The sequence below is a fragment of the Fluviicoccus sp. genome, assembly GCF_030646115.1.
Classification (GTDB): domain Bacteria; phylum Pseudomonadota; class Gammaproteobacteria; order Pseudomonadales; family Moraxellaceae; genus Fluviicoccus.
The window spans coordinates 329,974-352,535 of record NZ_JAUSMX010000018.1 but is presented as its reverse complement, the minus strand read 5'-3'; the positions used below and the strand labels follow the sequence as shown (position 1 = coordinate 352,535).

General features: G+C 57.3%; 21 protein-coding genes and 1 tRNA gene. 15 read left to right on the top strand and 7 right to left on the bottom strand.

Translation table 11 applies throughout. The features are described from left to right. Nucleotides 1–46: 46 nt before the first annotated feature. From lspA to Q7T36_RS13490, 9 genes are all read left to right on the top strand, one after another. Entirely contained in the window at nt 47–550 is a 504-nt protein-coding gene (gene lspA, locus Q7T36_RS13530) for a signal peptidase II (protein ID WP_304849488.1), read from the top strand. Beyond that, nucleotides 547–1,026, top strand: a complete 480-nt coding sequence (locus Q7T36_RS13525) for a peptidylprolyl isomerase (RefSeq protein ID WP_304849485.1) — start codon at nt 547–549, stop codon at nt 1,024–1,026. The genes lspA and Q7T36_RS13525 overlap by 4 nt, the downstream gene beginning before the upstream one ends. Before the next feature lie 10 nt (nt 1,027–1,036). After that, nucleotides 1,037–1,987: a 4-hydroxy-3-methylbut-2-enyl diphosphate reductase gene (ispH, locus tag Q7T36_RS13520; RefSeq protein WP_304849482.1), complete on the top strand. Its 951-nt coding sequence runs from the start codon at nt 1,037–1,039 to the stop codon at nt 1,985–1,987. Nucleotides 1,988–2,109: 122 nt separating this feature from the next. Continuing rightward, nucleotides 2,110–2,619, top strand: a complete 510-nt coding sequence (locus Q7T36_RS13515) for a GspH/FimT family pseudopilin (RefSeq protein ID WP_304849478.1) — start codon at nt 2,110–2,112, stop codon at nt 2,617–2,619. Between the two features lie 12 nt (nt 2,620–2,631). Next, nucleotides 2,632–3,141, top strand: coding sequence for a type IV pilus modification protein PilV (pilV, locus tag Q7T36_RS13510; RefSeq protein ID WP_304849475.1), 510 nt, complete (start codon nt 2,632–2,634; stop codon nt 3,139–3,141). Beyond that, nucleotides 3,141–4,046, top strand: a complete 906-nt coding sequence (locus Q7T36_RS13505; RefSeq protein WP_304849472.1) for a PilW family protein — start codon at nt 3,141–3,143, stop codon at nt 4,044–4,046. Before pilV ends, Q7T36_RS13505 begins: the two co-directional genes overlap by 1 nt. Nucleotides 4,047–4,055: 9 nt before the next feature. Beyond that, nucleotides 4,056–4,829 (top strand): PilX N-terminal domain-containing pilus assembly protein, encoded by a 774-nt coding sequence (locus tag Q7T36_RS13500; protein WP_304849469.1) that lies wholly within the window; start codon nt 4,056–4,058, stop codon nt 4,827–4,829. 1,968 nt (nt 4,830–6,797) lie between these two features. After that, on the top strand, nt 6,798–9,110 hold the full coding sequence (locus tag Q7T36_RS18015) for a pilus assembly protein (protein WP_370690134.1): 2,313 nt from the start codon (nt 6,798–6,800) through the stop codon (nt 9,108–9,110). A gap of 71 nt (nt 9,111–9,181) precedes the next feature. Then, complete coding sequence (locus Q7T36_RS13490; protein ID WP_304849462.1) at nt 9,182–9,628, top strand: type IV pilin protein; 447 nt, start codon at nt 9,182–9,184, stop codon at nt 9,626–9,628. A 5-nt stretch (nt 9,629–9,633) separates the two neighbouring features. On the opposite strand, the gene Q7T36_RS13485 is transcribed toward Q7T36_RS13490, so the two are convergent. Then, nucleotides 9,634–10,191: a GspH/FimT family pseudopilin gene (locus Q7T36_RS13485; RefSeq protein ID WP_304849459.1), complete on the bottom strand. Its 558-nt coding sequence runs from the start codon at nt 10,189–10,191 to the stop codon at nt 9,634–9,636. Nucleotides 10,192–10,265: 74 nt separating this feature from the next. Between Q7T36_RS13485 and thiO the strand changes: the two genes are divergently transcribed. Further along, on the top strand, nt 10,266–11,378 hold the full coding sequence (gene thiO / locus Q7T36_RS13480) for a glycine oxidase ThiO (RefSeq protein WP_304849456.1): 1,113 nt from the start codon (nt 10,266–10,268) through the stop codon (nt 11,376–11,378). Here thiO and Q7T36_RS13475 read toward each other — a convergent pair. The 3 genes from Q7T36_RS13475 to Q7T36_RS18010 are packed head-to-tail and all read right to left on the bottom strand — an operon-like array spanning nt 11,357 to nt 14,585. Then, on the bottom strand, nt 11,357–12,757 hold the full coding sequence (locus Q7T36_RS13475) for a sigma-54 dependent transcriptional regulator (RefSeq protein WP_304849453.1): 1,401 nt from the start codon (nt 12,755–12,757) through the stop codon (nt 11,357–11,359). The genes thiO and Q7T36_RS13475 overlap by 22 nt on opposite strands. Before the next feature lie 2 nt (nt 12,758–12,759). Further along, nucleotides 12,760–14,361, bottom strand: a complete 1,602-nt coding sequence (locus tag Q7T36_RS13470; RefSeq protein ID WP_304849449.1) for a PAS domain-containing sensor histidine kinase — start codon at nt 14,359–14,361, stop codon at nt 12,760–12,762. Beyond that, entirely contained in the window at nt 14,358–14,585 is a 228-nt protein-coding gene (locus tag Q7T36_RS18010; RefSeq protein WP_370690125.1) for a PP0621 family protein, read from the bottom strand. Before Q7T36_RS18010 ends, Q7T36_RS13470 begins: the two co-directional genes overlap by 4 nt. A gap of 80 nt (nt 14,586–14,665) precedes the next feature. On the opposite strand from Q7T36_RS18010, the gene Q7T36_RS13465 reads away from it, so the two are divergent. Then, on the top strand, nt 14,666–16,285 hold the full coding sequence (locus Q7T36_RS13465; RefSeq protein WP_304849446.1) for an NAD+ synthase: 1,620 nt from the start codon (nt 14,666–14,668) through the stop codon (nt 16,283–16,285). 15 nt (nt 16,286–16,300) lie between these two features. Here Q7T36_RS13465 and Q7T36_RS13460 read toward each other — a convergent pair whose 3' ends face one another. After that, nucleotides 16,301–16,906, bottom strand: a complete 606-nt coding sequence (locus tag Q7T36_RS13460) for an RDD family protein (protein ID WP_304849443.1) — start codon at nt 16,904–16,906, stop codon at nt 16,301–16,303. 14 nt (nt 16,907–16,920) lie between these two features. Then, a tRNA-Thr gene (locus Q7T36_RS13455) sits at nt 16,921–16,996 on the bottom strand. Nucleotides 16,997–17,216: 220 nt separating this feature from the next. Between Q7T36_RS13455 and rpmE the strand changes: the two genes are divergently transcribed. Beyond that, complete coding sequence (rpmE, locus tag Q7T36_RS13450; protein WP_304849440.1) at nt 17,217–17,435, top strand: 50S ribosomal protein L31; 219 nt, start codon at nt 17,217–17,219, stop codon at nt 17,433–17,435. A 69-nt stretch (nt 17,436–17,504) separates the two neighbouring features. Here rpmE and Q7T36_RS13445 read toward each other — a convergent pair whose 3' ends face one another. Next, entirely contained in the window at nt 17,505–19,934 is a 2,430-nt protein-coding gene (locus tag Q7T36_RS13445) for a penicillin-binding protein 1A (RefSeq protein WP_304849437.1), read from the bottom strand. A 177-nt stretch (nt 19,935–20,111) separates the two neighbouring features. On the opposite strand from Q7T36_RS13445, the gene Q7T36_RS13440 reads away from it, so the two are divergent. The 3 genes from Q7T36_RS13440 to Q7T36_RS13430 are packed head-to-tail and all read left to right on the top strand — an operon-like array spanning nt 20,112 to nt 22,560. Further along, nucleotides 20,112–21,173 carry a pilus assembly protein PilM gene (locus tag Q7T36_RS13440; RefSeq protein ID WP_370690124.1) on the top strand — a complete coding sequence of 354 codons (1,062 nt, stop codon included), beginning with the start codon at nt 20,112–20,114 and terminating at the stop codon, nt 21,171–21,173. Beyond that, on the top strand, nt 21,173–21,826 hold the full coding sequence (locus Q7T36_RS13435; RefSeq protein ID WP_304849434.1) for a PilN domain-containing protein: 654 nt from the start codon (nt 21,173–21,175) through the stop codon (nt 21,824–21,826). The genes Q7T36_RS13440 and Q7T36_RS13435 overlap by 1 nt, the downstream gene beginning before the upstream one ends. After that, on the top strand, nt 21,823–22,560 hold the full coding sequence (locus Q7T36_RS13430; RefSeq protein WP_304849431.1) for a type 4a pilus biogenesis protein PilO: 738 nt from the start codon (nt 21,823–21,825) through the stop codon (nt 22,558–22,560). The genes Q7T36_RS13435 and Q7T36_RS13430 overlap by 4 nt, the downstream gene beginning before the upstream one ends. Nucleotides 22,561–22,562: the final 2 nt, after the last annotated feature.

Sequence of the window (22,562 nt, the reverse complement as noted above, 5' to 3'; positions counted from 1 at the left end):
CCCTTCCCCGATCGGGGAAGGGATATTCAAGGCCGGAATATCTGATATGCCCCCCAAGTTCAACCTCAAAAACCTGCATTGGCTCTGGCTCGGACTCGTCATTCTTGTGCTGGACCAATGGTCCAAGACGTATTTCGAAAACCTGCTTGACCTGGGACAGTCCATCGATCTGCTGCCGGTGTTCAGCTGGACGCTGGCCTACAACACCGGCGCCGCCTTCAGCTTCCTGCATGACGCCGGCGGCTGGCAGCGCTGGTTCTTCATCGTGTTGGCCCTGGGCGTCTGCTCGGCCATGACCGTCTGGCTGACCCGCCTTCCCGCCAATGCCAAAGTGCTGATGGCTGGAATCGGGCTGCTGGTGGGTGGCGCGCTGGGCAATGTCTATGACCGCTTTGTTCTCGGCTATGTCATCGACTTCATCCATGTCCATTACCAGACCTGGCATTTCCCTGCCTTCAATGTCGCGGATTGCGGCATTACCATCGGCGCGGCGCTGTTGATTGTTGACTCCCTTTTTCTCGAATCCAAACGTCAGGTAAACGCGCCATGATCCATGATCCTTCCCTGCAGCGTATCGGCCCGGGCAAAACCGTGACCTTGCATTTCTCGGTGTGCCTGGCGGACGGACAATTACTGGACTCCACCCGTGAGCGACCCGATCCAGCCGTGTTTACGGTAGGTGACGGCAGCCTGACCCCCGGTTTCGAGAAAGCGGTTTTCGGTTTGAAGGTCGGTGACCGCCGTTCCATGGTCATTCCGGCGGCCGAGGCTTTTGGTGACTGGCAGGAAGGCAATGTCCAGACCTTTGCCCGGCACTTGTTCATCAACACCGATCTTTCCGTGGGGCTGGTGGTTTCCTTCGCCGACAAGAGCAAGTCGGAGTTGCCCGGTGTCGTCAAGGAACTGCGTGATGAGGATGTGGTAGTGGACTTCAACCATCCGTTGGCCGGACGGGACTTGCTTTTTGAGGTCGATATAATTAGTGTGCGCGATGCTGATGCACAACCGTTCACTCTAAAAGTGTGAGGGCAAACATATGGAAATCAGGCTTGCCAACCCACGGGGCTTCTGCGCCGGGGTCGATCGCGCCATCGCTATTGTCAACCGGGCCCTCGAAGTGTTCGGCCGCCCCATTTATGTTCGTCATGAAGTTGTGCACAACAAGTTTGTGGTGGATGACCTGCGTCAGCGCGGCGCGGTGTTTATTGACGAGCTGGACCAGGTGCCCAATGGCGCCATTGTCATCTTCAGCGCCCACGGGGTTTCCCGGGCTGTTCAGGATGAAGCCTCGTCGCGCGGCCTGAAGGTGTTTGACGCCACCTGCCCGCTGGTTACCAAGGTGCACATGGAAGTTACCCGTTATGCCAGACAGAATGTCGAGGCCATCCTGATCGGGCATGCCGGCCACCCCGAAGTGGAAGGCACCATGGGCCAGTATGATGTGGGTTCCGGCGGAGCCATCTATCTGGTCGAGAATGAAGAAGACGTGGCGCGACTGGTAGTTCGCGACCCGTCCAACCTGGCGTTTGTCACCCAGACCACGTTGTCGGTGGATGACACAGCGCGCGTCATTGATGCCTTGCGAACACGTTTTCCCGAAATCCAGGGGCCGCGCAAGGACGATATTTGCTACGCCACCCAGAACCGGCAGGATGCTGTCAAGACCCTGGCGGAAGCTTGCCAGGTAGTGCTGGTGGTGGGGTCTCCCAACTCTTCGAACTCCAACCGCCTGCGTGAACTGGCTGAACGCATGGGCGCACGCGCCTATCTGGTGGATAACGCCGACCAGATCCGGCAGGAATGGCTGTCCGGCGCCGGCGCGATCGGCCTGACCGCCGGAGCCTCGGCGCCCGAGGTCCTGATCCAGCAGGTAGTGCATCGCCTGCGCGAGTGGGGAGGGCGGTCACCACAGGAGGTCACGGGTCGCGAAGAGAATGTGGTGTTTTCCATGCCGAAGGAGCTGCGCATCCCGCTGGCAAATGTGTAGCAGTTGACAATTTTTGTCACTCGGTCGTACAAAAGCCCCGATCATCGTTCGCGGCTTGAGTCGGTCGGGAGGCTCAACTATTTTGAATTACAAGAAGACCCCATTAAATCAGGGTAAGCCCCATGAGAAGCAATCAGGGTTATACATTGATGGAGATGACGATCGTTGTATTGATCATGTCCATCCTCGCCGTTACGGCTGTGCCTAAATTCCAGCAGTTATATGCTGAAAATGCAATTGCCACTTCTGCCAATGTGCTGGCGGCCGACTTCAAACATGCGCGTAGTGAAGCGCTGGTGCGGCGAACGAATCTTCATTTCGTACAACTGACGGCGGACACCGTCAACCCTTGGGGCGGCGGCTGGAAAATTGAAGATCAGGCGCTGAATGTTGTGATTTTCGAGAATCGGTCGCTTCCAAAATCCGTCAGGATCGTCAGTGTCCCGGTGCTGGGAGATGTAATGTTGCTGGGTGTCGCCGGGCTGGTTGCTCGGGCTGATGGCACCGTGACCGACCTTGAATTCAAGGTGTGTGACACCAAGGTGACCGGAGAAGTCGGACGCAGCGTGTTTGTCAGCCGGTTTGGACGGGTGGCCGTTCGCCGCCATACCAGTTCCGCTGACTGTACTTAGGGCGAGGTGCTTATGTTTAATCAATCCAGGGTTCATCGCCAACGAGGCACCACGCTGATTGAGGTGCTGGTCTCCATGCTGTTGCTGGCTGTCGCGGTCATCGGCTTTGCCGCCCTGCAGGTACGGGCGCTGACCACGACCAATACAGCGGTCTATCGCGCTCAGGCTGTTGGCATTGCCCAGGAACTGGCCGAGAAAATGCGCGCCAATTACAGCCAGTTGGCTGCATATCGGGGCGCCAATTGGGATGCCTTGCCCGCACAAGACTGCCAGGCCGGCGTCTGCACCCCTGCTGAGATGGTCAGTTACGACATCCGGTCCAGCAAGATGCTGGCCGCTGCGGCATTACCCAATGGCAATGTCGCGGCCCGGCCCTGCGCCGCCGTGAACTCACTGGTGTGCATTTATGTGTCCTGGAATGAAACCACCACCGCCAATACCGGTGCAGTCAACGCCTGTGGCGCCACCTCCGGATCGTACGCCGGTCTGGCGGCCGAGTGCGTGATCATGGAGGTGTACTGATGAACGGTATACGGGCGGCTCGCCGCATGCGCGGCTATTCAATCCTGGAGTTGATGATTGCGTTGTCGATCGGTCTGCTGGTTTCTCTGGCGGCTGTACAGTTGTTCGTCACCAACCAGGTGAACTTCCAGCTGCAGCGCGGCTTGGGAGATGTCAGCGAGAACGGTCGCTTTGCACTGGACTTCATGGGGCGGCAATTGCGTCAGGGCGGGTATGCCCCCCCGGTCAAGACGCTGGAGCAGTGGCCCGCCGTGGTGGTTTCAGCAGCGGACTTGCCGACAGGAACAGCGGGCTTGGCCGTGGTGGTGTCCCAGAACAACCTGCCCAAGCTGGCTCCGGCCGCTACCGGACTTCAGGGTGGCATAGGACCCAGCGACCGGTTGACCATCCAGTATTATTCGCCCAATGCTTCGACAGATTGTGAAGGACAAAATGTGCCGGCAGGCAGCTACGTAGTGGCCCGGTTCTTCCTGCGCGCGGACAGCGTAGCCAATACCGGTTCAGCGCTGGCGTGTGAAGGAGGATATCACGATGGTACATCCACGGCAGTCATGCAGAACTTCCTGACAGGGAACACCGGTGGTGTCGTCATTCTCTCGGCGCTGGACAACTTCCAGGTCTTGCTGGGTATCGGCAATGCGGGGGCAGACCTTTCTCCGCAACAGTACCTGACCATTGCCCAGTACGCCGCTTTACCGACGCCTCGTCCTGACCTGGTTGCCGTCAAACTGGGTTTGCTGGTGAGCTCGGTGGAGGCCAGCGGCAAACTGATTGGCGCCGCACAGTCTATAACGGTGCTGGATCAGACACTGGATGCGTCCACCATTTATGCAGACAACCGTGTACGGCGTCTTTATGCCAGTACAGTGACATTGCGGAATGTGATTCCGTCGATACCGGAATAGGGGGAACTCATGAACGGGACCAACGGTAAGATTCAAGCCGCTGACCGCAGGCAGCAGCAGGGGGCGACCCTGATAACGGTCATGATCATCATGGTGGTTATTACCATGCTGGGGCTTACGGCCATGCGTATGGGCTTATCCAGCCTGGCTCTGGCTTCCAACAGCCAGGCCAGCAATATCCTGTTCCAGGCCGCCGACGTCGGCATGATGGAATTCGGTTTGGCCGTGGATGAAACCAAGGGTTATGCCGACCGGAAAATGACGATTGGCGGTGTGGAAAAGACGGGCTTCCTGACGGCGGCGGTAGCGGTGGCGGTGGAGGGTGTGGACCCGGCCACTATTCAGGAATTCAACTACTGCCTGACTCCCAAACGCGCCACCCGCCTGACGCCCGGGTTTTGTGATGCTGAGCAAACCAGTGACTACATGACCGGCCGGGATACCGTGGTGGTTCAGGTGACGCTGAAGCCGGTCTATAACAACGAAATATTGCTCGGTTCGGACTCCGCTTCAGTGGGGCCGGTCCGCAGTTACAAGTTCATGGTGTATTCAACGGCGGTGTTGCCGGCTTTCGGCTCTGCCAGCAAGTCCGACATCAATGATTGTCTGCGTCTGGTAAATGATGACGGTGACAGCTATAACCTGAATCCTCAGGATCCGGCCTCTGTCACCGAGTTGACCAACCGTCACGGGGTAACGTCCGTGACGGACTGCCTGACCGATGTGGGCGCTGTGTTCAGCACCACGCTCAATCAGGTGGTTTACGGCATACCTAATCTGTAACACGCTCCAATTTTCGCGGTAACGAGGTGCATCATGAGCAAGCATAGCAACAAGAAAAACTGGCAAATGAGCGTAGCGGGTTTCTCCTACGTATCGCTGGCGATTGCGCCCGTTTATGCCAGTGACGTGGAAATTTACACCCAGGCGATCAGCAGTTCGGCCTTGTCACCGGTGGTGATGATGATGCTGGATACCTCGGGTAGTATGGCGTACTGCGTGGACAGTACTTCAACTTCGTCGTGCGGCACCACGGCCAAACGCCGCGATCAGGTTCTGAAAGCAGCCGTTAAAGAGGTGCTGACCGGCGCCAGCCCGGCGCCGGGTTATGTGAAGATGGGGCTTAGCCGTTACCAGAACGATGGTGATGACGGCGGCTGGGTGGTGTATCCGGCGCGCCCTCTGGATGCACTGGTGGCCATTGCTCCGGACGGCGTGGTCACCAACGGCGTGACCAGCAGCAGCGGTGACACCGGTCCGGGAGGACTGACGGCAACCACGCTGACCATTGCCGGCGGCGTCGGGAATGAGGGCGGCCTGTATTTTCCGAAAGTGATGGTTCCAAAAGGGGCGTCCATTCGCTCAGCCCACATTGAGTTGGTGGCCAAGAACTCAGACTCATCCGCCGCCACATGGCAAATGTCCATTGAGGATACCGGCAACGCGCAGATATTTTCCACGACCAACCCCTTGAGCAGCAGCTCGCGGCCTTTCAAACCGGCCACCATGTCTATCGAAATGGAAAGCTGGACGGCGGGTAATACATACAGCGTCGATGTCAGGGAGCTGGTGCAGGAAGTAGCGGGGAACCGGTCGGACTGGTGCGGCGGTAACGCGATGTCCTTCCGTTTGCGTGAAACCGGGGCCGGGCAACGACGTGCTTATTCCTGGGATGCAGACAGCAACCTGGCTGCCCGTTTGGTGGTGGACTTCGCCGTGGATCCGACCGCCACCGACAGCTGCCTGTATCTGGAGAATCAGGTTTCCTATTTTTATACCGGCATGCTGCCGACCGGCGTGGTGGATACCGCCCAAGCCAAGCGGGATGACGTGCGCTGGGATGATGGCAGCACCAGTGTGGGCAGCAGCACCGACACGTCGTTAAGCTACAACTCCATCTCGTCCGGCAAAAAGCGCCGCATTGCGGTCCGCATGACCACGGCCAACCCTGTGCCCAAGGACGCGACCATCAACAGCGCCACCTTCCGCGTGACGGCCGCCAGCACCACCAGCTCCAAGGATACAGCACTGTATTTCTTCAAGCAGGCGAACATGCCGGCCATATGTACGTCCAGCGGTTGCACCAAACCGGCGGATACGGTGGACAAGCTGTCGCCGGTGCAGGTGTGGCCAGCCAGGAGTTTTTCCACGGATCAAGTGGTTCCCATTGCGGTCAATGTCAGTAACCTGAGTCCCATCATCAACGGTGCGGCGAGTTCACAAGTCACTGCATTGACCATGTTGATGCTCAATAACACCACCACAACGTCGGCGGCCGCCATTCGCTCTGCTGACAACAGCATTCAGAAGGCCCCGTATCTGGAAGTCAACTGGAGCGGAACCATCACGGACCTGACCCGTATGACGACCGTCCGCAAAGAGTTGGTTGACATAGTCAATGCTTTGCCCGCCAACGCCAATACACCGCTGGCGGACGCCTATGCGGACTCCGCCCGCTATCTGTTGGGCCTCACCCCGCACACGGTCAACGACGGCGACTCCAATATCCCGTTGCCTCCTGACTCCCGCACCATGTCAGGGACCAAGTTCAGATCTCCGGTCAACACCAGTGACCAGTGCTCCGGCAACTACATCTTCCTGTTGACTGACGGTGAGCCCAACGGACTGGCGGATGTCCAGAATAATATGCTGGGGAAGGCCGGCGAGTGGGAGGGCATCACCGGCCGCGCCTGCACCGTACCGGCAGGCACCACCGTCACCGGCACGGCCGATGTCACGGACTGGAAATGCATGATGGACCTGGCGGATACCATGTCCAACACCACCAAGAACCCTTTGGGTGTCAGCGTCAAGACCAACTCGGTGTTCCTGGGGCCGGATGCCTCCGCAGCGGCCAAGTCCAACATGGGCAAGGTCGCGACCTTGGGGGGCGGTAATTTTTACACCGCCGCCAACACGCAGGATCTGGTCGATGCCCTGACCCGCACCATTACCGACGCCATCAGCAATACCGGCCTGATTGCCTCGCCCGGTGTGGCGGTCAACCAGTTCAACCGCCTCAACTCGCTGGATCAGGTCTATTACGTCCTGTTCGACCCCACCCGCGCCAGCAAGCGCTGGAACGGCAACCTCAAGCGTTACAAACTGGATGTGGGCAGCGACGGGGTGCTGGATGTGAACGGCATCCCGGCTGTGAACGGCGACGGCTCCTTCAAGCGTGACTCGCAAAGCTTCTGGAGTGCTGCGCCTGATGGTAATGACAGCACCTCCGGCGGCGCCGCCGGCATGTTGCCGTATCCCACGGATCGCAATATCTTTACCTATGTTGACAGCTCCAAGCCAGCACTGGACAAAGTGGACACCGCCAGCAGCAGCTTTGTCAGCGCCGCGCTGCCCTTGATGCCGGCCGGCGCCAATACCACGTCGGTTTTCACCAACCTGATCAACTGGTACAAGGGGTTTGAGGTTGAGGACATTTATGGTCCGCAGCTGACTGCTGCTGAACTGGCGGCAGCCGGGGAACGCAAGAAAATAGGCGGCGGCTTGCATTCGCGCGCCTCGCTGGTCAACTACGGTTTCACCGGAACCGATGCAGCCAATGCGGCCAACCAGAAGAACATCCTGTTCTTCAGTACGCTGGGCGCCACCCTTCACGGCATTGAGGCCAATACGGGTGTCGAAAAGTTTGCTTTCATTCCGGCCGAAAAGCTGCCGGTGCTGAAATTACTGTACGACAACCCAGGCTCTGTGGAGCCGGAATACGGTCTTGACCTGACCTGGACGCTTTACCGTAAAGACACCAATGCCGATGGCCAGATCAACGGTGCGGGTGGCGACAAGCTCTATGCTTATGGCGGCATGCGCATGGGCGGGCGGAACTACTATGCCCTGGACCTGACCAGCATCACCACCCCGAAAATGCTGTTCACCCTGAAAGGAGGCACCGGCGCTTATACCAACATGGGGCAGACATGGTCGCAGCCGGTGTTGGCGGACATCAAGGTGGGCGCTACGGTCAAGAAAGTACTGGTCTTCGGCGGTGGCTATGATGAATGCTGGGAAGACAGTTCCTGTGGCAGCACCCAGTTGGGCAACCAGTTGTATATTGTTGATGCCGAAACCGGTGAGTTGATCTGGTGGGCATCCGGCGCCGGAGCACCCTCCGCGACCCCGGCCGCCTTCAACGTGACGGCCATGTCCAGCAGCATTCCCTCGCAACCCAAAGTCATGGATATCAACTCCGACGGCTTGGCCGATACCATCTACTTTGGCGATCTGGGCGGCCAGTTGTTCCGGGCGGATATCGTCAATGGCAACGGTGCTTCGGCGCTGGTGAAACGTGTCAAGGTGGTGGCGCAATTGGGCAGTAATGGCGTGAGCGGGGCAACGGCTGCAGATGGCCGCCGTATCTACGAGCCGCCATCTGTTGCGCTGTTCAGGGATGAAACCATGAAGAAAATCTTTGCCGCTGTGGCGGTAGGCACGGGTAACCGCAGCCGCCCGCTGAATATGGCGACACAGGATCGTTTTGCCGTGCTCTTTGACTATGATATGGGCCGCTCCGATCTGTTGACGGCGACGGCAGCCAGTCTGCAGGGCACACTGAAGTTTTCAAACCTGATATCGCTGGATCTCGCCACCGACACCAGTACCGGCACGCCCACATATACGCTGGCGGCAGGCAAATACACGCCGAACAGTTATGGCTGGTATGTCAACCTCAGTAGTGGCGGGGAAAAGAGCCTGTCCCCGGGCATCATTTTCCTGAAGAAGCTGATGTTTACTACCTATCTGCCGCTGGCTTCCCAGACCGGTTGTTCGGTGGTGGTGGGTTACACCAACCTCTACCAGATGTGCATGCCGTACGGTAACAAGTGTGATGCTGCTACACCGCGGAAGAGTGAAGGCATCATTCCGGGTTTGGGGGGTGAGCCGCAATTGGTTTATCAGTCCTCGAACGTCGCCGATACCACCGCGAGTTGTGCCGAGCCGCCATGCGATAAACTGAAGGTTTTGATCAGCACAAAACTGTCAGAAGAGGAAGCCGGCCTGAAGAAGCAACTGCAAAACCTGCGTCGCTGGCGCGAGAAGACCCGCCAGTAAGCGGTTCAATAGTCCACCATGCAACACCAGGAGGCCGGTAACGGCCTCCTGACATGTCGGGAGTGAGAAACATGAAAAAGAACAAGGGCTTTACCCTGATGGAAATCATGGCGGTGGTCACTATCTTGGCCATCCTGGTTGCCGTTGCCGTTCCCAGTTACCGGCAATATGTCACCAAAGGCAACCGCACCGGGGCGCAAGCGGAGATGATGCAGATTGCTTCGGCGCTGGAGCGTTACAAGGCTCTGCAAATGACGTATACCAACGCCACGCTGGCGGCCGGGCCGGGCTCGGTTTACGGCTCTTCGGTTTATCCCAAAGACGCTACCGGCAGCAGGGTGCTTTATGATCTTTCTTTTACTGTAGCGCCAAGCACGACTTGGGAGTTACGGGCCGTTCCTAACGCGGGTGGCCCGCAAAAGGGTAATGGCGCCCTTTTTCTGAACAGCGCCGGTCAAACCTGCTGGTCGCAGTCCGGCGCCGCTACTTGTACTTATGGTACGGATAGGGCTTGGTAAACCTGTCAAGGACAGCTAATGGCTCCGCCGGTCGTAGACTCATGAACACCATCACCGTTGGTGTCACGGGATAGCCGCACGCGACCACCGCGGTTGACAATCACCTGGCGGCGATAGGCTGGCTCCGCATCGGCAGAGCAATAGGTAAAGCTGCCGTTTCCGGCATAGGGGGTTCCCATGGCCTCCACCAGCAAGGCTCCGTTGCCGCCAAACCCCTGCCAGGCAACTACGGAAGGGCTTGCGTTCAATGGAGTGAAGTGCAGGATTTCTTCCCCGACATCCTTGTCGCGGCTGCGGTTGCTGTCCACAAACAGCAGTAAACCGTCTACCCACCGGCCATTGCAGTCCACTGCGCTGGAACTGCCGCAAAGGCCCACCGGATAGCCGCGCTCAATGGCAGCCAGCCGGGCCTGATTCGTCATTTGGGCAATTTCCGAAGTGATCCGCCAAGCCTGTATGCGGGCAAAGAGATCCTTGAAGCGGGGAACGGCGAAGGCGAGAAGTATGCCGGTCAGTATAATGACGACCAGCATTTCAAATAAGGTCATTCCTTGATCTTTCATGTGATTTCCCTTTATATTCAATGCTATCCTAGCAAGCGCGGTATTCTATCCATTTTGTTTGCGGAGTCAAGGGCATGAAGGTGGTGGTAATCGGCGGCGGCATCATCGGCATGTTGACGGCTCTGGAACTGGTCAAGGCGGGTATTGCAGTGAGGGTCCTGGATAAAAGTCATCCGGGAACGGAGGCGTCGTGGGCGGGCGGTGGTATTGTGTCGCCGCTATACCCTTGGCGCTATCCACCGGCGGTATCGGCGCTGGCAGTCATGGCGCAAGAGCTGTATCCGGCGTTGGCCGCTGAATTGACCGGGTATTCAGGTATTGATCCCGAACTGACGGTTTGTGGGATGTTAATGCTGGGGGCCGATGACGCCCGGGATGCTATGGTCTGGAGCCGCAAGTATGGGCGGCGCATTCACTTGCTGCAAGGCCATGCGTTGGCGGCCATGGGTGATGGGCTGGCGCAGTTTAACGACGGCATCTGGTTACCGGATGTTGCCAATATCCGCAACCCACGATTATTGCAGTCCTTGCGCAGAACGCTGGAAATACGCGGTGTGGCGGTGGACGGTGGCCGGGAAGTGGTGTCGTGGGAGCGGGTTGGCAACCGGATGAGGGCGGTCCGTTTGGCAGGCGGAGAAACGATAGAGGCTGATCAGTTTGTGTTGGCCGCTGGCGCTTGGTCAGCGGGCCTGTCCTCAACTTTGGCGGGGCCAATGCCAGTGCGTCCGGTAAAGGGACAAATGCTGTTGTTCCATGCCCCCGATGCCGGTTTGAGACATATCCTGCTGCACCAAGGGCATTACGTTATTCCACGTCGGGACGGCCATATTTTGTGCGGTTCAACCCTGGAAGAAACCGGTTTTGACAAAAGCATCACGGCAGAAGCGGCGGTTGACTTGCATGCGGTAGCGGCAAAACTGGTCCCTTCGTTAGGGGCCATGCCTCCGGTGGCTCACTGGGCCGGCCTGCGTCCCGGCTCGCCCAATGGCATTCCTTTTATCGGCCGCCATCCGGAGGCGCACAATCTTTGGGTGAATACCGGGCATTACCGCAACGGACTGGTGCTGGCGCCGGCATCCGTACAACTGCTGGGGGACTTGATGCTGGGACGCAAACCCGTCCTGGATGCCTCACCTTATGCCATGCTGGACATGCGTGCCGAGGATCAGGCTTCTTCTTCGTCCTGAGTGTCGTCATCCAGTCCAAGCTTTTTCAGGCGATAGCGCAGGGAACGAAAGGTCATGCCCAGTTTGCGGGCGGCGGCCGTCCGGTTCCAGCGAGTTTCATCCAGCGCCTTCAGGATCAGGTTTTTTTCGACCGTCATCAAATAGTCCTCAAGGCTGTCGCCGGGCATGGACAACGACGGCATGGATGGAACCGTCAGGCTGGTGGACTCGGCGATATCGGATGAGGTTATCGCTCCGTCCGGCAATTGCAAATGTTCGGGCAGGATGGAGCCGCCTTCGCACAAGGTCAGCGCGCGTTCCAGCGTGTTTTGCAATTCCCGGACATTGCCGGGGAAGGTGTAGGATTTCAACAAATTCCGGGCGGCTGGGCTCAGGGAGGGTTTGACGATACCCCAGTCATCACTCAGTCGTTTGAGGAAAGTTTCGGTCAGGTAGATGATGTCATCGCCACGCTCCCGCAATGCCGGTATGCGGATCTGGATGACATTGATGCGGTAGAACAAATCCTGACGAAAGCGTCCGGCGGCCACTTCCGCCGCCAGATCCTTGTGAGTGGCGCTCAGCAGGCGCACGTTCACTGGAATTTCCTTGGCGTGGCCGATGGGGCGTACGGTTTTTTCCTGAATGGCGCGCAGCAGTTTGACTTGCATGGCTAATGGCAGATCAGCCACTTCATCCAGAAACAACGTGCCCTCATGGGCGGCTTGGAACAACCCCTGCTTGTCCTCAGTGGCTCCGGTAAAGCTGCCTTTTTTATGCCCGAAGAATTCACTTTCCATCAACTCTGATGGAATGGCGCCGCAGTTGACCGGAACAAAAGGTTTTCGGGCGCGGGGACCCCAGTCATGAATCAGCCGGGCTACTACTTCCTTGCCGGTTCCTGATTCGCCGCTTATGTAAACCGGCGCCTGGCTGCGCGACAACTTTCGGATAGTTTCCTTGAGCTCCCGCATGGGGGAAGACTGTCCCAGCAACCGGGCGTCCTCTTCAGCAGCCGGAGTCGGCTCCATGGGGCGCGACAGCTCCAATGCATTCCGCACCAAATCGCGCAAGCGACTCAATTCCACCGGTTTTGACGCAAAATCAAAAGCGCCCGCTTTCAGGGCGATAATCGCGGTTTCGATGCTGCCGTAGGCAGTAATGACGGCAACCGGAATGTGCGGCCAGGTTTTCTGGATGCTCAGCACCAGGTCAATACCGCTCCCGTCCGGAAGGTTCATGTCCGTCAGGCAAAGCGTAATCGGTTGGGTTTGCAGAATCCGCATGGCGGACGCCACAGTGTCGGCAGGCAGGCAATCAATATCCATACGATTAAGAGTGATTTCCAGTAACTCTCGGATATCGGGTTCGTCATCAACGATCAGGGCGAGGGGCTTCATGCTTATATCAATCGGTTAGGGTGCGAGAAAGTAATCCGGAAACAGGCCCCCGACTCCTGGGGGATATAGTCCAGATGCGCCTGATTAGCTTCACACAACTCGCGGGAAATATACAGCCCCAGTCCGGTGCCGTTATTGCCGGTTGTGTAAAACGGTTCAAACAAGTGCCGCATTTGTTCCGACGGAACGCCACGGCCGTGATCGCGAACCTCAAGAAACGGCAGTTTGCTGACGATATCCTCGTCACAGACAATACTGACAGTACGGTTATCGTTGAGGCTTCCGTGATGGATGGCATTGGACACCAGATTGGTGACCACTTGATACAGTTGCTGCGGATCAAAACGGACAGTCAGTCCGGAGTCACATTCCTTTTCGATCTCAATGTCCGGATGAATGTGGCGCATGTCTTCAAGGAAAATATCCAGCCACTGGCTGAGCAGGATCAGCTCTGGCAGCGACTTGTCCCGGCGTGACAGTTGCAGCACACTTTCAATAATGCCGTTTACCCGCACGCAGTGTTGCTGGACGATGTTCAGCAATCGGCGGTCCGGGCCCTCAATCACCGGTGACTCGGCCAGTAACTGGGCGGCGTGACTGATGGCCCCCAGCGGGTTCCGGACTTCATGGGCAATGCTGGCCGTCAGCCGGCCCAGCGACGCCAGTTTCAATTGCTGGGCCTTTTGAGTCATTTGCGCCGTATTCTCCACGAATATCAAGGTAAAGCTGGCGCCCCGACCTTTGCCCAGGCTCATGAAGGTGACACTGAGTTCAGGGTAGCCGGGCTGGTTCTTGAAAATCAGTGGCCGGATCATCTGGTGGCGGCGCCAGGCCACCAAGCCCTCGTCCAGCGGGGCGGATATTTCCTGAAGGTTGACTCCGGTAAAAACGCTTTCCACACCCAGTAACTGGCGGCTGGCATTGTTAATCAAAATCAGGCGGCGGCCTTCATTCACTACCAGAATGCCGGTGTGCATGCGCTCCACGATCTGCTCGTTGAGTTGTTGCAGATTGGCGATTTCGACAGACCTTTCCCACGCCAGCGCTTCCATTTGCCGGAAACGATGGCTGATCATCTGGCTGAACAGGGCCACGGCAAAAAAGCTCAGGCCGAGCAGCGATGACTGCACCAGGGTTTGCAGGTCTATGGTTTGTGCATTGCTGAGAATGGAGTAAAACTGTTCATACAGCACGGCAACCGTGGCGACAGCGGCAATCAGCGGCCCTTGTTTGCCGGGCAGCAGAATGTTCCCGGCCGCGACAATCACCAGATAGAACATGCTCAGCTGGATGCTGGGTCCGCCGCTGGCGTGCATGATCAGGGTGATGGCGACAATATCCAGCAGCGTCAGCATTAATCCCTGGAAACGCGGCTCGGTGCGCAGCTTGCCGGTCAGAACCAAACTGGCGGCGCAGATCAGCAGGTAAATCGTGCTGGAGATCAGATACAGAAAGGGGTTGTCGGCGCCCAAAAGGGGCGTGGACGGCCGGATGGCGAAAAGTCCGACCAGCAAAATCGCAAGCACCAACCGGTAGTAAACATAGACCCGCAGCAGCCGCCAGTCGTTATCGTCACCGGCATGAAAGGTAGACGCCGCAGTCATGGGTTGTCCCGATGCCACGCGTCCCGGTGGGCTTCCGAACAAAAATAATGTCCCTGGGAACGGACACACTCGGTTTCAGGAATGTTGACCCGGCAATAGCGGCAGGCATGCATGGCGGTGGCGGCCGGTGGAGCCGGTTCTTGGGACGATGGGCCGGCAAGGCTGCGGCGGATGAGGGAGATGACCAGCCAGACAATGGCTGCCACAACTATCAAACGAATCATCGACGCCTCGTTTTCGGACTTTTGCAGGGAATCGCGCTAGTCTATCCTATGCGCTTTCCGCTGCAAGCCGGTATTTGGATATGTCATTGTCGATTGCGATTGCTCAGCAGGACTTCTGGGTGGGTGATATTGAAGGGAACGCCCGTAAAGCCGTTGAACTGGCCGACCGCGCCCGTGCGATGGGGGCGGATCTGATTGTATTCCCCGAACTGTCCCTGACCGGCTATCCCCCCGAAGACCTGTTGCTGCGGCCCAGCCTGGAGCTGCGAGTCAATGCTGCACTTGAACTGGTGGCGGGCATACGCGGCATTCTGGTCGTCATCGGCTATCCGCAACGGCGAAAGGGTGATCTCTATAACTTGGCGGGCGCCTGGCTGGATGGCCGCTGCCTGGTCGAATATGCCAAGCAAAAACTGCCGAATTATCAGGTATTTGATGAGCGCCGTTATTTCGAGCCGGGCCATGAAAGCGTTGTCTTCGATTTCAAGGGCGTGCGGCTGGGCCTTACCGTTTGCGAGGACATCTGGCACGCCGGGCCAATGGCAGCGCTGAAGTCGGCGGGGGCGCAACTGGTGCTGAACCTCAATGCCTCGCCCTACCATATCGGTAAACAGGCAGAGCGCCTGCAAGTTGTTGGTGACCGGTGTCGGGAATCCGGTTTGCCGGTGGTTTACGCGAATCTGGCGGGCGGACAGGATGAACTGGTCTTTGACGGAGGCTCTTTCGCCATGGATGCAGATGGCCGCGTGGCGGTGGAGTTGCCCTTGTTCGCCGCGCAGTTGGAGCTGGTCAGATTCCGTCTGGATGACTTGTGTTTTGAGACTGGTGTTCGGGCGCGTCCGCAGGGCGTTGAGTCAGCGGTGTATCAGGCATTGACGGTTGGGGTCCGTGACTATGTCAATAAATGCGGGTTCAAAGGCGTGGTGCTGGGATTGTCCGGCGGCATCGACTCCGCACTGGTGCTGGCCATTGCCGTGGATGCGTTGGGGCCGGAACGGGTGCAGGCGGTGATGATGCCGTTCCATTATACCTCGTCGATGAGTCTGGAAGATGCAGCGGCAGAGGCCGCCACGCTGGGGGTGGGTTACTCAGTGCTGGAAATTGCTCCGGCGGTTGAGTCCTTCCAGCAAATTCTGCAGCCGGTTTTTGCCGGTTTGGCCAAGGATAAGACCGAGGAGAATCTTCAGGCACGCGCCCGTGGCGTGTTACTGATGGCTATTTCCAACAAGAAGGGCTGGCTGGTGCTGACCACCGGCAACAAGTCCGAGATGGCGGTAGGCTATGCCACACTCTACGGGGATATGGCGGGTGGGTTTGATGTGCTGAAGGATGTGCCCAAAACCCTGGTCTTCCGGCTGGCTGAATACCGCAACGCCCGTGACGGGCAGGAAGTGATTCCGCAACGGGTGATTGACCGTCCGCCGTCCGCTGAACTGGCGCCGGACCAGAAAGATGAAGACAGCCTGCCGCCGTATCCGGTGCTGGATGCCATTCTGGAGAGCTACATAGAGCAGGATTTAAGCGCCGAGGCGATTATTGCCGACGGTTTTGATCGTGAGACGGTCTATCGGGTCATCCGAATGGTGGATTTCAACGAGTATAAACGACGGCAGGCGGCAATTGGTCCACGCATTACCACGCGTGGTTTTGGTCGTGACCGCCGCTATCCGCTGGTGAACGGCTGGAGGCCCGGACACTGATTCATTTCCGGAAAATCAGTCCGGGGAATCTTTTTTGGGGCCGGTTTCCGACGGGACGCGGATGACGACGGTTCTGGACAGCATGTCGTGCCAGGCGACCCCGCGCCCATGGAGGAAAGCCCACAGATAGTTGCCGGCAAAACCGAAGAGCAGGCTGATTATGAACAGGCCGGGACTGCGGTAAAGTACGTAGGCGGTGAGGCCGCAAACCGCCGGCAAGATCATGGCGGCAGCACAGCGCCCGAAAGAGTCGGCCCACCCCAGCAGGCTGCCGTCCGGGCGAATGACCCGGATGCGCCAAGTCTGCATGCCCAGGGTCTGCCCCTGTTTCCGCCAGAAGTAGCCGTAAAACAGCCAGGTCGTCAGCACCATGACCGGAAACAGCACCAAGCGGCGGAAATCGCCGGACAAGACCGTGGCTTGATGGCGGGCCGAGGCTTCGTCCGGCGTGGCGATGCCGATCAGGATGGCGCCGACCACCGCATTGAGGGCAATGATCAGCAAGGCGTCATAGACAGCGCACATCAAGCGTACACCCATGCCAGCCAATTCGACGGACGGGCGAGGGTCTTCAGCCGGTAACTCCGGGGAGCGGGACTTTTTTTTGGAGGATCTGGACATGGGAGGAGGGCGCATGGTGCCGAAAAGAGGAATCGAACCTCCGACCTACTGATTACGAATCAGTTGCTCTACCGACTGAGCTATTTCGGCATGACCGTTAATGAGTCCGCAATTCTAACGACGACACGCCAAAAAACAAGTGTGTCCGCCACTCATTTTTGCTATATTCCGCCTCCTTGTTGTGTCTGGCTCTGACGAAGAGACTGTCAGGGTAGGCCAAAAGAATGGTCGCGTGTCGTTCCTGCCGGAATACTCCTGAAAAGCGCAGGGGGGCGACACCCAATCCACCACTCTTTTTTTTAGGTGCATCATGAGAGCCGATATCCATCCGCGTTACGAAGAAATCACCGCCACCTGTTCGTGCGGCAATATCATCCAGACCCGTTCCACCTTGGGCAAGAACATCCATCTGGACGTGTGCGGCAAGTGCCACCCGTTCTATACCGGTCAGCAGAAGGTGGTTGACACCGGCGGCCGTATCGACAAGTTCAAGCAGCGTTTCGGCGTTCGCGGTGTGGTCAAGAAGTAAGACCCGCTGCCGGATTTCCGGTTGTGCTGTATAAAAAAACCCGCCGTGAGGCGGGTTTTTTTATGGGGGTCAAAAAATCTCGTCGGGAGATGTTTGCACGGGCGGGGTATCAGGGGTGACGGCTTCGTTCGGGTCAGTGGCGGCCGGATCAGCATCAGGTGTTACCGGGGCGCTGCCGCTGCCCGATGCGGGTGTAGCTGCTTTCATGCCGCCCGGCGGAGTCAGCCATTGGTCGGGGAGGGGGGCCAATGCCACCTTCATGAAATCGTTCCAGATCGGCAAGGCCGCGTAACCGCCATACTCCAGACGACCCAGAGGGGCAGGATTGTCAAAGCCGACCCAGGCTACTGCCACCATGCGCGGGTTGAAACCGGCGAACCAGGCATCCTTGGCGTCATTGGTGGTTCCTGTCTTTCCGGCGATATCACTGCGCCCCAGGCTCAAAGCACCCCGTCCAGTGCCATGCAGAATCACATCGCGGAGAATATTGGCCATCTGGTACGCGGATTTGGCCCCCATGACCCGGCGGGCCGGCGGATAAGCGGGAAGTTCCGAGGCAATGACGGCAACGGGCGGAGTCGGAGGAGGGGTGACAGTGATGTCCGAGCCTTGGCCGGTAATTTCGACCGGCGCATCGGATTCGGCGGTCGGCGTAGTCGGGCCGGCCGGTTCCGCAGTGATAACGGGATGTTCGCATTCCCGGCATACTTGTTCCGGAGTGGCCCGGAACAGGACATTGCCGCGTGCGTCTTCAATACGCTCAATGAAGTAGGGGTTGATGCGATAACCGCCATTGGCAATCACGGCGTAGGCGGTAGCCATTTGCACCGGCACAACCTGCGCCGTACCGAGGGCCAGGGTCAGGTTTTTGGGAAGTTGGTCATCCATGAAACCGAAGCGGTCCAGATAGGATCGGGCCCGGTCAACACCAACTGCTTGCAACAGCCGCACTGAAACCAGATTGCGCGACAGATAAAGGGCGCGGCGGAGAGTGATGGGGCCCATGTACTCGCCATCCGAGTTGCTGGGCGACCAGTTGCCGACCGTCATAGGCGCATCGTTGATCATGCTCTGCGGGGTATAGCCCCGCTCCAGCGCCAGGGTATAAATGAAAGGTTTTAATGTCGAGCCAGCTTGCCTCCACCCCTGCAGGCTGCGATTGAACTGGCTTCGCCCATAATCAAAGCCGCCAACCAGCGCTTCAATGGCGCCCGTATCCGGGTTGAGGGCGATCAGTTGTCCCTGTGCTGCCGGAATTTGTGACAAACGCCAAGCGTTGCCGGATTTCCGTACACGGATAATATCGTTGAGCTTGACAATCTGGCCCGCTTTTCCGGGCGAAGCGCCTAGGCTGTTCACAGTTTTGTAGGGTCTTGCCCAGCTGAGGCCAGGCCACTCAATGCGAATCGTCGCGCCGTTTTTGAGGATGGCGGTGACGGCGCGCTTCTCGATACCGGTGACCTTGGCTGGCGTCAGCCCCCCCGCTTCATAAAAGCCTGCCAGCGGTACATCATTCGCTTCTGCGCCACGCCAGCCATGGCGGCGGTCGTAAGCACTCAGCCCGTCTATAACGGCGCGGACGGCTGCATTCTGGTTATCGGAGTGGACACTGGTATAGATGCGGTATCCGGCGCCCTGAATTTTTTCCCCGAACCGAGCCACCAGTGCCGCACGAACCATTTCAGCCAGCCAAGGGGCGTAAACCTCGGTCTTTGGAGGGCGGAAGTTCAGGCCAACGGGAGCGTCGATGGCAGCATCGTACTGAAGTTGATCAATGTATTTGAGGCGCAACATGCGCCCCAGTATCCAGTCGCGGCGCTCAAGTGCGCGCTTTGGGTTAACCACGGGATTGTATTTGGAGGGTGCCTTGGGCAACCCGGCAATCATCGCCATTTCGGCAAGAGACAGTTGCGTAACATTTTTACCATAGTAAACTTCAGCGGCAGCCCCGATGCCGTAGGCCCGTTGTCCCAGGAAGATCTTGTTGACATACAACGCCATGATTTCCTGCTTGGTCAGGGCATGTTCAATGTTTCTGGCCAGAAGGATCTCGGTGAATTTGCGGCTGAACGTGCGACGGGATGACAAGAAGTAATTCTTGGCAACCTGCATGGTGATGGTGGAGCCTCCGGACTGGATGGAGCCGGTTTGGGCAATATCCGCCATGGCCCGCGCCAGCCCCTTTAGGCTGATGCCGCTGTGATTGAAGAAGTTGTCGTCTTCGGCTGCCAGGAAGGCCTGGACAAAAAGCGGGGGAATTTCATCAAACTTCAGGGGGCGGCTGTGCTTCTCGCCAAACTCACTGATAAGTTTTCCGTCGCGGCTGTAAATTTGCAGGGGGGTTTCGAGAGAAATTTCCCGGAGTTGCTCAACGTTTGGCAATTGCGGGCTGAGATATAAATAGACGCCACAGCCCAATAGTATTAGGCTTAGCATACCCGCAAACATGGCCGCGGCAAGGGTGCGCGTGCGGCTGGAGGAAGCTTCGGAATGATTCATTGCAGATCAGGGAATCCAGTCAGGTCTAGTGAGAACCACATAGCGATGGGGGATTATAGCCGCAAGAAGCACTTGTGCGGCAATTGCAGTCGTGTTAAGACTACTACTTAATGCTTTTGGGTATGAATGTGGCGTAAGTCCACATTTTCACTAAAAAAATAAAAGGGAACCAATGCCGTGCTGCCCTTTCTGATGAAAAAGAACGCCAGCCTTCTCGGGTTGGATATCAGCTCTACATCGGTGAAGCTTCTGGAACTGAGCGTCCAGGGTGACCGCTACCGGGTGGAGAGCTATGGGGTCGAACCACTGCCGCAAAATGCAGTGGTCGAAAAAAATATTGCGGATGTCGAGGGCGTCGGTGAAGCTGTTTCACGGCTCCTGGCCCGTGCCAAGCCCCAAAGCCGCAATGCGGCTGTGGCGGTTGCCGGTTCCGCAGTCATTACCAAAACCATTGAAATGGATGCGGACCTGTCCGATGACGAGCGTGAATCGCAGATTCGGCTCGAAGCGGATCAGTACATTCCGTATCCGCTTGATGAAATCAATCTTGATTTTGAGGTGGTCGGGCCCTCGCCGGCAAATCCGGAGAGGGTCAGTGTGCTGCTTGCAGCTTCGCGAACCGAGAACATCGAGTTGCGGGTTGACTCCCTGATTATTGCGGGATTGACTGCCAAGGTTGTCGATGTCGAGGCTTATGCCATGGAGCGGGCGTTCAGCCTGCTGGTGGACAGTCTTCCCTGCGGTCGGGAGGGTACGGTCGCAATCATCGATATCGGAGCCACCATGACCACCATGAACGTGGTGAATGATGGCAAGATCATTTATACCCGCGAACAGTTGTTCGGTGGCAGGCAGTTGACTGAAGAGATTCAGCGTCGTTACGGCCTCTCATTTGAAGAAGCGGGGCGTCTGAAGAAAGAAGGCGGGCTGCCAGATGATTACGAGCCGGAAGTATTGCGGCCGTTCAAGGAGGCGGTTGTTCAGCAGGTGACGCGTTCGCTGCAGTTCTTCTTCTCGTCCAGCCAGTTCAATGATGTTGATCATATCCTGCTGGCTGGTGGCTCGGCATCCATAGCCGGGCTTTCGCAAGTGGTGCAGGAAAAGATCGGAACTCCCGTGACGGTAGCCAATCCGTTCATCAATATGTCTTTCGCTCCGCAAATCAGCGCAGCGGCCATCAGTAATGATGCGCCGGCGCTCATGATTGCCTGCGGTTTGGCACTGAGGAGTTTTGACTGATGGCGAAGATCAATCTATTACCGTGGCGGCAGGAACTCCGAACCCAGCGCAAGCAGGAGTTTTTAGTCATCAATATGGCGGTAGCCTTGGTAGCACTGGTGTTACTGCTCTTCTTTCACATGCTGGTCAGTTCTCAGATCGGGGATCAGGAAGAGCAGAAGGCCTTCATCAAGTCTGAAATTGTGGTGCTTGACAAGCAGATTGCCGAAATTGACGAGCTTCAAAAACGCAAGGATGAATTGCTGGCGCGGATGAAGGTTATTCAGGATTTGCAGGGCCGCAGGCCGGTTATCGTGAGGGTCTTTGATGATCTGGTTCGGGCGGTGCCGGATAAACTGTTCCTGAAGCTGATTGAGCGAAAGGAAAATAAATTCACGATCACGGGTGTGGCCGAGAGCAATAATCAGGTGGCGACATTCTTGCGTAACCTCAATGCGTCCGCTTGGTTCAAAAACCCGGTGCTGGCCAGTGTGACCTCCAGCGATACCAAGCAAGCAGGCACCAAGCAAGCAGGCACCAAGGGAGCGTCTGACAAGCCCAAGACCAGTGACTTTACCTTGACGGTAGAGTTGGAGGCGCCTGAGTCGGGACTGGATGAAACATCGGCTTCCTCGAAGAAGAGCAATAAAGCCAAGAAGGAGGCGGCCAAATGAAACTTAAGGGCATAAGCCTGGAAAAGGCCGGCGGCAAGAACTCCAAGAAATTTGATTTGCAGGAGTTTATCAACACGCTGAACACCTTGGATCCCGAAAATATCGGGTCATGGCCCCAAGCTGTCAAGGTTTTGATCTACATCATCGTTTTTGTTGTTGTCCTGATTCTTGGCTACGTTTTTGATATATCTGGCCTTCGCGAAACTCTTGCGCGCGGTGAGGAAGAACAAGGGCAGTTGTTGCAGGATTTTGAAGAAAAGGTATTTAAGGCGAACAATCTGGACGTCTATAAAAAGCAGTTGAAGGACATGGAGGATTCTTTCGGTTCCCTGCTCCGTCAATTGCCTCAGGATACCGAAGTACCTGGTTTGCTGGAGGACATTACGCACACCGGCTTGGGCAGCGGGCTTGAGTTTGACGGTATTGATTTGGGAACCGAGGCCTCCAAAGAGTTTTATGCTGAACTGCCAATCAATATCAAGGTTCACGGCGACTACCATGCATTTGGTGCGTTTATCAGTGGTGTGTCTGCTTTGCCGCGAATTGTCACACTCCATGACTACAAGATATCAACGCTGCAAAACCGGTTGGCTGATAGTGGTGCTCCTGTATTGGCGATGGAAATAACGGCGAAAACCTATCGATATAAAGAGGCTGGTGCGGAGGATGATTCTTCCGGTGCGAAAAGTAAAAAGGACGCCGGAGCCAAAGGCACTGCTAAGGGGGGGGCGTGATC

Excerpts from the sequence above, each read along its gene's own strand:
- lspA (WP_304849488.1), top strand. The coding sequence starts at position 47 with ATGCCCCCCAAGTTCAACCTCAAAAACCTGCATTGGCTCTGGCTCGGA.
- Q7T36_RS13525 (WP_304849485.1), top strand. The coding sequence starts at position 547 with ATGATCCATGATCCTTCCCTGCAGCGTATCGGCCCGGGCAAAACCGTG.
- ispH (WP_304849482.1), top strand. The coding sequence starts at position 1,037 with ATGGAAATCAGGCTTGCCAACCCACGGGGCTTCTGCGCCGGGGTCGAT.
- Q7T36_RS13515 (WP_304849478.1), top strand. The coding sequence starts at position 2,110 with ATGAGAAGCAATCAGGGTTATACATTGATGGAGATGACGATCGTTGTA.
- pilV (WP_304849475.1), top strand. The coding sequence starts at position 2,632 with ATGTTTAATCAATCCAGGGTTCATCGCCAACGAGGCACCACGCTGATT.
- Q7T36_RS13505 (WP_304849472.1), top strand. The coding sequence starts at position 3,141 with ATGAACGGTATACGGGCGGCTCGCCGCATGCGCGGCTATTCAATCCTG.
- Q7T36_RS13500 (WP_304849469.1), top strand. The coding sequence starts at position 4,056 with ATGAACGGGACCAACGGTAAGATTCAAGCCGCTGACCGCAGGCAGCAG.
- Q7T36_RS18015 (WP_370690134.1), top strand. The coding sequence starts at position 6,798 with ATGATGGACCTGGCGGATACCATGTCCAACACCACCAAGAACCCTTTG.
- Q7T36_RS13490 (WP_304849462.1), top strand. The coding sequence starts at position 9,182 with ATGAAAAAGAACAAGGGCTTTACCCTGATGGAAATCATGGCGGTGGTC.
- Q7T36_RS13485 (WP_304849459.1), bottom strand. The coding sequence starts at position 10,191 with ATGAAAGATCAAGGAATGACCTTATTTGAAATGCTGGTCGTCATTATA.
- thiO (WP_304849456.1), top strand. The coding sequence starts at position 10,266 with ATGAAGGTGGTGGTAATCGGCGGCGGCATCATCGGCATGTTGACGGCT.
- Q7T36_RS13475 (WP_304849453.1), bottom strand. The coding sequence starts at position 12,757 with ATGAAGCCCCTCGCCCTGATCGTTGATGACGAACCCGATATCCGAGAG.
- Q7T36_RS13470 (WP_304849449.1), bottom strand. The coding sequence starts at position 14,361 with ATGACTGCGGCGTCTACCTTTCATGCCGGTGACGATAACGACTGGCGG.
- Q7T36_RS18010 (WP_370690125.1), bottom strand. The coding sequence starts at position 14,585 with ATGATTCGTTTGATAGTTGTGGCAGCCATTGTCTGGCTGGTCATCTCC.
- Q7T36_RS13465 (WP_304849446.1), top strand. The coding sequence starts at position 14,666 with ATGTCATTGTCGATTGCGATTGCTCAGCAGGACTTCTGGGTGGGTGAT.
- Q7T36_RS13460 (WP_304849443.1), bottom strand. The coding sequence starts at position 16,906 with ATGTCCAGATCCTCCAAAAAAAAGTCCCGCTCCCCGGAGTTACCGGCT.
- rpmE (WP_304849440.1), top strand. The coding sequence starts at position 17,217 with ATGAGAGCCGATATCCATCCGCGTTACGAAGAAATCACCGCCACCTGT.
- Q7T36_RS13445 (WP_304849437.1), bottom strand. The coding sequence starts at position 19,934 with ATGAATCATTCCGAAGCTTCCTCCAGCCGCACGCGCACCCTTGCCGCG.
- Q7T36_RS13435 (WP_304849434.1), top strand. The coding sequence starts at position 21,173 with ATGGCGAAGATCAATCTATTACCGTGGCGGCAGGAACTCCGAACCCAG.
- Q7T36_RS13430 (WP_304849431.1), top strand. The coding sequence starts at position 21,823 with ATGAAACTTAAGGGCATAAGCCTGGAAAAGGCCGGCGGCAAGAACTCC.